The organism is Actinomycetota bacterium (genome assembly GCA_035536535.1).
Lineage (GTDB): Bacteria > Actinomycetota > JAICYB01 > JAICYB01 > JAICYB01 > DATLNZ01.
The window spans coordinates 1-2,653 of the sequence record DATLNZ010000163.1 but is presented as its reverse complement, the minus strand read 5'-3'; the positions used below and the strand labels follow the sequence as shown (position 1 = coordinate 2,653).

The window sequence follows — 2,653 nt, the reverse complement described above, 5'->3', positions numbered from 1 at the left end:
AACCGGTACCTACTGGGTGCCGGTCAACGACGCGTTCATGCGCGCGCTGGACCAGCTCGAGACCGCCCGCCGGGAAGCCGCGGGCACTGCACCGAAGAAGGGTGCCGCGAAAGCCGCTGCGGCAGCCGCGTCGGCCGGCGGGCGACAAGCCCCAGCCGAAGCCGCCGTGGCCGAGGTGCTCGAGCTGCTGCCCAAGCGCCAGCTCCGGGCGCTGCGTGAGGTCGCCACTACTGCGGAGAGAGCGCAGAGCAAGCTGACGCCCAAGGACATCCAGCAGATGCTCCGCGAGGGCCGCACCGTCAAGGAGGTTGCGGCGCAGGCGGGGGTCGAGGAGGCCTGGGTCGAGCGGTTCGAGGGCCCGGTCCTGCACGAGATGGCCGGCATGATCCAGATGACCCGGGACGGCTACCAGACCCGGCCCCGGCTCGGACGCTCCGGACTGTCCGTCGGCCGGGCCATTCAGAGGAACCTCATCGACCGCAAGGCCACCTCCCAGACCCTGGCGGAGCTCGAGGATGGGTGGGAGGCGCGCAGGACGAACACCCGCGCCTGGCGGGTCCGCCTCAGGTTCACCCACCGCGGCAAGCGCCGCCTGGCCGAGTGGGAGCTGCTGCGCGAGGAGGGGACCGTCCGGCCGCGCAACCAACTGGCTCGCGAGCTCGGGTGGTGGGCGCCGGACGTGCCCAACGCCATCAGCCTCGAGGAAGCCGGAGAGGAAAGCACGGAAGGCGACGCCGCCGCGACCGATCAGCCCAAGCAGAAGGCTGCTGCGTCGCGGGCCAGGCCGGTTCGAAAGGCCGCGGCTTCCAAGAGCAGGGCCTCGTCGAAGAAAAAGCCGAAGACGGCCTCCTCCAAGAGAGCCACGACTGCGAAGAAGTCGTCGTCGAAGGCCGCCGCAAAGACGAGAAAGACCTCCAAGGCCGGAGCGCGGAAGACGTCCGCCTCGAAGCCGGCTGCGAAATCGCGCCGCTCGGCCCCCGCTCGGAAGTCGCGCTCGTCTCGTTGAGCGTCGTCCTGGTCCCGATCGACGGGTCCGAAGCGTCCGAGCGCGCGCTGGCCAGGGGGGCCGAGGCCGCCCGGGAGCTGGGCCTGCCCGTGCTGGTGCTCCAGGTCGTACCTACCGCCCTGTCCAGCGACGTGTCAGGCCTGGACGCCACGAGCGACGACGCGGAGTACGAGTTCGCGCGTGGGTGCGTGGACAAAGGGCTGGAAATCCTGCGCAACCTCGGCGCATCGGGTGAGGGAATGGTGATCCGGGGCGCGCCCATCCAGGTGATCAGGGAGCAGATCGAGGCGATGAAACCGGCCCTGGTGGTCATCGGGGCGCGAGCCCAGGACGGAGTGATGCCCGAGGGGAGCATGCCGGCGAAGCTGCGCGACTGGGCACCGCGTCTGGAGGTCGTGGAGTAGAGCCCGGAGTCGCTGAATCCGGACAGCGGCTCCCTGGCGTGCGGCGTGCGGCGTGCGGTGTGCGCTGCGAGCGGTACCATTGAATGAACTTGCGGTCGATCCGGCTCCCGCCGGTCGGCGCCTCTCCCCCGAGACGCGATCTTCGACCGGCAGCGAGGTGATCCTTGACCGAACAGTCTTCACTGCGTCCCGTAGTCGCGCGCCGGGAGCCGCTTGACCTCGAGGAGGTCCGACGTTACTCGCGGCACCTGATCATGCCCGACGTCGCCATGGAGGGTCAGTCGCGTCTCAAGGCGGCCAGGGTCCTGTGCATCGGCGCCGGCGGGCTCGGCTCCCCGGTCGCGATGTACCTGGCGGCGGCGGGTGTCGGCACCCTGGGAATCCTCGACTTCGACGTCGTGGACGAGACCAACCTCCAGCGCCAGATCATCCACGGCCAGTCCGACATCGGCCGCAAGAAGGCTGAGTCGGCGCGGGACACCATCAGCGAGATCAACCCGCTGGTCGAGGTGGTCCTGCACGACACGAGGCTTGACTCGTCCAACGCGCTGGACATCCTGCGCGGCTACGACGTGATCGTCGACGGCACGGACAACTTCCCGACGCGCTACCTAGTCAACGACGCCTGCGTCCTGCTGGGCAAGCCCTACGTGTGGGGGTCCATCTTCCGGTTCGAGGGCCAGGTATCGGTGTTCTGGGCGGAGCAGGGTCCGTGCTACCGCTGCCTGTACCCGGAGCCGCCGCCGCCGGGGCTCGTGCCGTCCTGCGCGGAGGGAGGCGTTCTGGGCGTGCTGTGCGCAACGATCGGCTCGATCCAGGCGACGGAGACCGTGAAGCTGATCATCGGCCGCGGTGAGCCGCTGATCGGCCGGCTGAAGCTGTACGACGCGCTTGACATGACGTTCCGCGACATCAGGGTGGGCAAGGACCCCGAGTGCCCCATCTGCGGCAAGAACCCCACCGTCACCGAGCTGATCGACTACGAGCAGTTCTGCGGGCTGACCCGCGGCGAGGAGGACTCGCCGGTCCAGGACGAGGTCCCCGCGGTCGTGCCTCCGGATCTGGCGCGGGAGCTGCGGTCGGAGACCGCGCCGCTTCTCGTGGACGTCCGGGAGCCGTTCGAGACCGAGATCTCGAAGCTGCCGTTCGAGACCAAGCTGATCCCTCTGGGCGAGCTGGCCAACCGCGTCCACGAGCTGTCCAGCGCAGACGACCTGGTCGTCTATTGCCGCAGCGGGATCCG

The 2,653-nt window shown here is 69.4% G+C and carries 3 protein-coding genes; all 3 read left to right on the top strand.

Annotated elements, in window-relative coordinates; genetic code table 11:
- On the top strand, nt 1-1,006 hold a 1,006-nt coding region (gene sepH / locus VNE62_11120; GenBank protein ID HVE92828.1), incomplete at its 5' end, for a septation protein SepH.
- A complete protein-coding gene (locus VNE62_11115; protein ID HVE92827.1) occupies nt 1,003-1,410 on the top strand; it encodes a universal stress protein in 408 nt (135 codons plus the stop codon). The genes sepH and VNE62_11115, both read left to right, overlap by 4 nt.
- A gap of 182 nt (nt 1,411-1,592) precedes the next feature.
- Nucleotides 1,593-2,653, top strand: a 1,061-nt coding sequence (gene moeB, locus VNE62_11110) for a molybdopterin-synthase adenylyltransferase MoeB (GenBank protein HVE92826.1), incomplete at its 3' end; no start/stop codon positions are given.